Consider the following 6,058-nt stretch of genomic DNA (forward strand, 5'->3'; position numbering starts at 1 on the left):
CGGCGAGCCGATCAGCCAGCGTGTCGAGCCGCTGGCAATGCTCCGCCGCCAGAGCGTCCAAACGGGCGTGAAGGCCATGGAACGGCGCGCCATGCCCCGGCAGCACCAAAAGGTCGTCGGGCAGCTGCCGGAAGCGGGCGATCGACGCCAGCCAATCGCCGAGCGGATCGCCTTCCGGCTCGCTCACCACCAGTGAGACGTTGGAGCTGATCCGCGGCAGCACCTGATCGCCGGCGATCAGCACCCGGCGGTCGAGGTCGAGCAGGCAGGCATGTTCGGGGCTGTGGCCGCTGCCGACCACCACCTGCCAGTCGGCCCCGCCCAGCCGCACGGTGTCGCCATCGACCAGCCGCACGAAGCCGAGCGGCAGCCGCGCCACCAGCCGCGCGAAATTGCCCCAGCCATGAGCCTTGGCGGCCTCGACCTGCGCATCGTCCCAACCGGCGGCGCGCCAGAAGGCGATCATCTCCGGCGGCGTGTCGTCGCGGCGATCGGCGGTCAGCATCCGCACGTACAGCCACTCGCCGCGCGTCATCAGCAACGGCGCGCCATGCTGGCGGCACAGCCAGCCGGCCAGGCCGACATGGTCGGGGTGCATATGGGTGACCAGCACCTTGGCGATCGCGCTGCCGGCCAGCGGCCCCGCTATCAACGCGCGCCACGCCGCCAGCCCCTCGTCGCTGTTGATGCCGGTATCGACGACGGCGACCTCGCCCACGTCACCCAGGACATAGCCGTTGACGTGCTTGAGCGGACCCTGCATCGGCACCCGCCACCAGCGCAGCCCCGGCGCGACCGTCAGCAGTTCGCCGGGCGCGGGACCGTCCTCGCCGAACGGGTAGCTCAGGCCGGTGGCGTCGGCCGCATTGCGATCGAATGGCGGCACCAGGATCCTTTACGGCTTCGGCTCAGCGGCGGAACGGATCGCCGAACAGCGCCCGCGCGTCCGCCGCCTCCTCGACAATGCCATGCTCGGCGGCATGGGCGGCGGCCTCGCGCTCGGCGCGCAGCTGCTCGATCAGCGCCGAGCGGTCGCCCTCCAGCCGCGGATCATGGGTCTGCGCCTCGATCCCCGCCGCCTTCGCCGCCTTCGCGACCGCCGCGTCCAGCTCGCGCTGGGTGGTCAGGCCGAGCGTCACCGGGTCCTTGGGGGTGATGTTGGCGATGTTCCAGTGGCTGCGGTCGCGGATCGCGGCGATGGTGGTGCGGGTGGTGCCGATCAGCAGGCCGATCTGGCCGTCGGTGATCTCGGGATGATGGCGGATGATCCAGGCGATGCCATCGGGCTTGTCCTGCCGCTTCGACACCGGCGTGTAGCGCGGCCCCTTGGTACGGCGGACCTGCTCCGGTCCCTTGGTCATCTTCATGCGATACTCGGGGTCGGCCTGCGCGCGGTCGATCTCGTCCTGCGTCACCTCATGGGCGCGCACCGGGTCGCGGCCGGTCAGCTTGGTCGCGGCGGTATCGTCGGCGATCGCTTGCACCTCCAGGATGTGGAGGCCGCAGAACTCGGCGATCTGGTCGAAGCTGAGCGCGGTGTGGTCGACCATCCAGGAGGCGGTCGCATGGGGCATGAGCGGCTGGGCCACGGGGAAACTCCGTCAGAAACAGAAAGGGCCGCCCCGTCAGGAGCGGCCGCAGCTAACGATCGATGTAGAACGGGCTGGGCGGGAGGGCAAGCCACCCCATGACCACTCCGTCACCCCGGCCCTGTGCCGGGGTCCAGAGCCAAGCAGCTTACCGCTGGCGGCCCTGGATGCCGGGACGAGCCCGGCATGACGGAGGCTACTCCACCCTGAGCACGATCTTGCCGACATGCTCGCCCGCCTCCATCCGCCGGTGCGCGTCGGCGGCGTCGGCCAGCGCGAACACCTTGTCGATCACCGGCTTCAGCCTGCCCGCCTCGACATGCGGCCAGACGGTTCGCGCCAGTTCGTCAGCGACCAGCGTCTTGAACGCGGTGTCGCGCGGGCGCAGCGTCGAGCCGGTCAGGGTCAGCCGACGGCGCATGACCTCGAACAGCGGGATCGTCGCGTGCGCCCCGCCCTGCACCGCGATCGAGACGTGGCGGCCGTCGTCGGCGAGGCATTGGAGGTTGCGCGGCACATAGTCGCCGCCGACCATGTCGAGCACCGCCGTCACCCCCTTGCCGCCGGTCGCGGCCTTGACCTCCGCGACGAAATCCTGCGTGCGATAGTTGATCGCATGGGCCGCCCCGAGCGCGCGGGCGGCGGCGCATTTCTCGTCGGAGCCGGCGGTGACGATCGCCGTCACCCCGAACAACCCGCACAACGCAACGCCCATGGTGCCGATCCCCGACGTGCCGCCATGGATCAGCACGCTATCGCCCGCCCCGACAAAGGCGCGCTCGAACAGGTTGGTCCAGACGGTGAACAGCGTTTCCGGCATCGCCGCCGCCTCGACCATGCTCAGCGCGGCGGGCACCGGCAGGCACTGGCCCCAAGGCGCGACGGCATATTGCGCATAGGAGCCGGCGGTGACCAGCGCGCAGACCGGCTGTCCCAGCGCCTCGCGCTCCACCCCGTCGCCCAGCGCCACGACGATGCCCGAGAGCTCCATGCCCAGGATCAACGACGCGCCCGGCGGCGGCGGGTACCTGCCCTGGCGCTGCATGATCTCGGGGCGGTTGACGCCGGCGGCGGCGACGCGGACCAGCACCTCGCCGGCCGCGGGCACCGGCACCGGCCGGTTGACGGACACCAGCACCTCCGGGCCGCCCGGAGCCTCAGGATCGATCGCCTTCATCGTGGCGGGGATCGTATCGGGAATGGCATCCATCGCGGCGTCGCTCCCCATCGGTCGCGCGGTTATTGACATCGCCGGGGCCGCGGTCAACGCTGCGCCCATGGATGACGACGCCCCTCCGCGTCCCGACGACGTTCTGGCCGAGCTGGTCCGCCAGGACCTCGACCGGTTCTCGGTCGTCGAACTTCACGCGCGCGTCGCGACGCTGGAAGGCGAGATCGGCCGCACCCGCCGCAAGATTGAACACGCCGTTAACCATCGCGCAAGCGCCGACGCGCTATTCCGGCGGTGATACGGCATCGCCCCAATATGCCGGCTTCGCGATCGGTCACCCGCTTGATGCGGCGCGACTTGATCACGACATAGGTTGAAACGGGAACGCCTTCCCCTGCGGTCCCCCTGGAGTAAGCTGAAATGCCGTCCTTCGCCCCCGCGCTCGAGACCACCCTGCACAAGGCCCTGGAAGCCGCCTCGTCGCGGCGCCACGAATATGCGACCCTCGAACATCTGTTGCTGGCGCTGATCGCCGACGAACATGCCTCCAAGGTGATGGAGGCGTGCCATGTCGACCTGGGCGAGCTGAAGACCACGGTCGCGCATTACCTCGATACCGAGCTCGACGCGCTCAAGGTCGACGCCGCCACCGACCCCTCCCCGACCAGCGGATTTCAACGGGTCGTTCAGCGCGCGATCCTGCACGTCCAGTCGTCGGGGCGCGACGAGGTGACCGGGGCCAATGTGCTGGTCGCGCTGTTCAGCGAGCGCGAGAGCTATGCCGTCTACTTCCTGCAACAACAGGACATGAGCCGCCTCGACGCGGTCAGCTTCATCAGCCACGGCGTCGGCAAGGGCGGCGCGACGGCCGAGGCCTCGACCCCCAAGGGTGCCGAGGAGGAGAAACCCGCCAAGGGACAGGAGAAGGGCAAGACGGAAAGCGCGCTCAAGCAGTTCACCGTCGACCTCAACGAGAAGGCCAAGATCGGCAAGGTCGATCCCCTAATCGGCCGCGGGCCGGAGGTCGACCGGACCATCCAGATCCTGTGCCGCCGGTCGAAGAACAATCCGCTCTATGTCGGCGATCCCGGCGTCGGCAAGACCGCGATCGCCGAGGGTCTGGCGCGCAAGATCGTCGAGGGCGAGGTGCCCGACGTGCTGCGCGAGGCGGTGATCTATTCGCTCGACATGGGCGCGCTGCTCGCCGGCACTCGCTATCGCGGCGACTTCGAGGAGCGGCTGAAGGCGGTCGTCAACGAGCTGGAGAAGCTGCCCCACGCGGTGCTGTTCATCGATGAGATCCATACCGTGATCGGTGCCGGCGCGACCAGCGGCGGGGCGATGGATGCGTCCAACCTCCTCAAGCCGGCATTGTCAGGCGGCAGCATCCGCTGCATCGGCTCGACCACCTACAAGGAATTCCGCAACCATTTCGAGAAGGACCGCGCGCTGCTGCGCCGGTTCCAGAAGATCGACGTCAACGAACCGACGATCGAGGACACGATCAAGATCCTCGCCGGCCTCCGCTCGGCATTCGAGGACCACCACAACGTCAAATATACCCCCGACGCGATCAAGTCGGCAGTGGAGCTGTCGGCGCGCTACATCAACGACCGCAAGCTGCCCGACAAGGCGATCGACGTGATCGACGAGGTCGGCGCGATGCAGATGCTGGTCGCCCCCAACAAGCGCAAGAAGACGATCACCCCCAAGGAGATCGAGGCGGTGATCGCCACCATGGCGCGCATCCCGCCGAAGAGCGTGTCGACCGACGACAAGCTGGCGCTGGCGACGCTGGAGACCGACCTGAAGCGCGTCGTGTTCGGCCAGAACTCGGCGATCGAGAAGCTGGCGAGCGCGATCAAGCTCAGCCGAGCGGGGTTGCGCGATCCGGAGAAGCCGATCGGCAATTATCTGTTCACCGGCCCCACCGGCGTCGGCAAGACCGAGGTCGCCAAGCAGCTCGCCTCGATCATGGGCATCCCGCTCCAGCGCTTCGACATGTCGGAGTATATGGAGCGCCACAGCGTGAGCCGGCTGATCGGTGCGCCTCCCGGCTATGTCGGCTTCGACCAGGGCGGGCTGTTGACCGATGCGGTCGACCAGCAGCCACATTGCGTCCTGCTGCTCGACGAGATCGAGAAGGCGCATCCCGACCTGTTCAACATCCTGTTGCAGGTGATGGATAATGGCCGCCTGACCGACCAGCACGGCAAGACCGTCGATTTCCGCAACGTCATCCTGATCATGACGACCAATGCGGGCGCGTCGGACATGGCGCGCGAGACGCTCGGCTTCGGCAACCTGACGCGCGAGGGCGAGGACGAGCAGGCGGTGCAGAAGATGTTCACGCCGGAGTTCCGCAACCGGCTGGATGCGATCGTGCCGTTCGGCTACCTCCCGACCGAGGTCGTCGCGCGGGTGGTCGACAAGTTCATCCTCCAGCTCGAGCTCCAGCTCGCCGATCGCAACGTCCACATCAACCTGGACGAGGAGGCCAAGGCGTGGCTGACCGAGAAGGGCTATGACAAGCTCTACGGCGCGCGGCCGATGGGCCGGCTGATCCAAGAGAAGATCAAGCAGCCGCTTGCCGAGGAGCTGCTGTTCGGCAAGCTGGTCCATGGCGGCGAGGTGACCGTGCGGCTCAAGGACGGCGCGCTATCTTTCGCGATCGAGCCCGCTGCGCCGAAGAAGCCAAAAAAGGGCCGTGGCAAGACCGAGACCGCCGAGGTCAAGTGAACCGAACGGCCCGGGAGAGCTCTCCCGGGCCGTTTCGAGACAGGTCTTCGGCACGGTCGTTGGTAAAGGGCCGTTCTTGCGCGCATCGCGACGCTGTCGCATAGCGGCGGCATGGAAGAGCCGGTCGAGAGCCTGTCGTTCGAGGCAGCGCTGAAGCAACTCGAGACGATCGTGTCGCGGCTGGAGAGCGGAGACACCCCCCTGCAGGATGCGATCGACCTGTACGAGCGTGGCGACCGGCTGCGGTCGCTGTGCGCCGAGCGGCTGGATACGGCGCAGGCGCGGATCGAGGCGATCCGGCTGGACCCCGCAGGCAATCCCGCCGGGACTCGCCCCTTTGCGGCAGGCTGAGGTCATGGACCAGCCCAGCCTGCATGAGGTGATGGCCGACATCGCGGCCGATATCGACGCTCGCTTCGACCGGCTGCTGCCGGTGCCCGACGACGCCCGCGCCAACCTGTACCGGGCGATGCGGCACGCGACGATCGGCGGCGGCAAGCGGCTGCGGCCGCTGCTGCTGGTCGCCACCGCCGACCTGCTCGGCGTCGATCGCGAATGC

Annotated in this window: 6 protein-coding genes and 1 pseudogene; 4 read left to right on the top strand and 3 right to left on the bottom strand. The window is 68.3% G+C overall.

The features are described from left to right. The 3 genes from HUU96_RS09860 to HUU96_RS09870 all read right to left on the bottom strand — a co-directional run. A partial coding sequence (locus tag HUU96_RS09860; protein ID WP_254605167.1) for an MBL fold metallo-hydrolase occupies positions 1–886 on the bottom strand: 886 nt, incomplete at its 3' end. Between the two features lie 22 nt (positions 887–908). Next, positions 909–1,589 (bottom strand): DUF1013 domain-containing protein, encoded by a 681-nt coding sequence (locus tag HUU96_RS09865; RefSeq protein ID WP_174292642.1) that lies wholly within the window; start codon positions 1,587–1,589, stop codon positions 909–911. A 196-nt stretch (positions 1,590–1,785) separates the two neighbouring features. After that, complete coding sequence (locus HUU96_RS09870) at positions 1,786–2,817, bottom strand: NAD(P)H-quinone oxidoreductase (RefSeq protein WP_254605168.1); 1,032 nt, start codon at positions 2,815–2,817, stop codon at positions 1,786–1,788. Positions 2,818–2,866: 49 nt separating this feature from the next. Between HUU96_RS09870 and HUU96_RS09875 the strand changes: the two genes are divergently transcribed. From HUU96_RS09875 to HUU96_RS09890, 4 genes and pseudogenes are all read left to right on the top strand, one after another. Further along, entirely contained in the window at positions 2,867–3,058 is a 192-nt protein-coding gene (locus HUU96_RS09875; RefSeq protein ID WP_174292643.1) for a DUF1192 domain-containing protein, read from the top strand. Between the two features lie 122 nt (positions 3,059–3,180). Beyond that, positions 3,181–5,499 (top strand): ATP-dependent Clp protease ATP-binding subunit ClpA, encoded by a 2,319-nt coding sequence (gene clpA, locus HUU96_RS09880; protein WP_174292644.1) that lies wholly within the window; start codon positions 3,181–3,183, stop codon positions 5,497–5,499. Positions 5,500–5,610: 111 nt separating this feature from the next. Beyond that, a complete protein-coding gene (locus HUU96_RS09885; protein ID WP_174292645.1) occupies positions 5,611–5,850 on the top strand; it encodes an exodeoxyribonuclease VII small subunit in 240 nt (79 codons plus the stop codon). 4 nt (positions 5,851–5,854) lie between these two features. Beyond that, positions 5,855–6,058: pseudogene (locus HUU96_RS09890) on the top strand (polyprenyl synthetase family protein); the annotation flags it as partial.

The organism is Sphingomonas bacterium, assembly GCF_903644135.1.
Lineage (GTDB): Bacteria > Pseudomonadota > Alphaproteobacteria > Sphingomonadales > Sphingomonadaceae > Sphingomonas.

Excerpts from the sequence above, each read along its gene's own strand:
- HUU96_RS09870 (WP_254605168.1), bottom strand. The coding sequence starts at position 2,817 with ATGGGGAGCGACGCCGCGATGGATGCCATTCCCGATACGATCCCCGCC.
- HUU96_RS09875 (WP_174292643.1), top strand. The coding sequence starts at position 2,867 with ATGGATGACGACGCCCCTCCGCGTCCCGACGACGTTCTGGCCGAGCTG.
- clpA (WP_174292644.1), top strand. The coding sequence starts at position 3,181 with ATGCCGTCCTTCGCCCCCGCGCTCGAGACCACCCTGCACAAGGCCCTG.
- HUU96_RS09885 (WP_174292645.1), top strand. The coding sequence starts at position 5,611 with ATGGAAGAGCCGGTCGAGAGCCTGTCGTTCGAGGCAGCGCTGAAGCAA.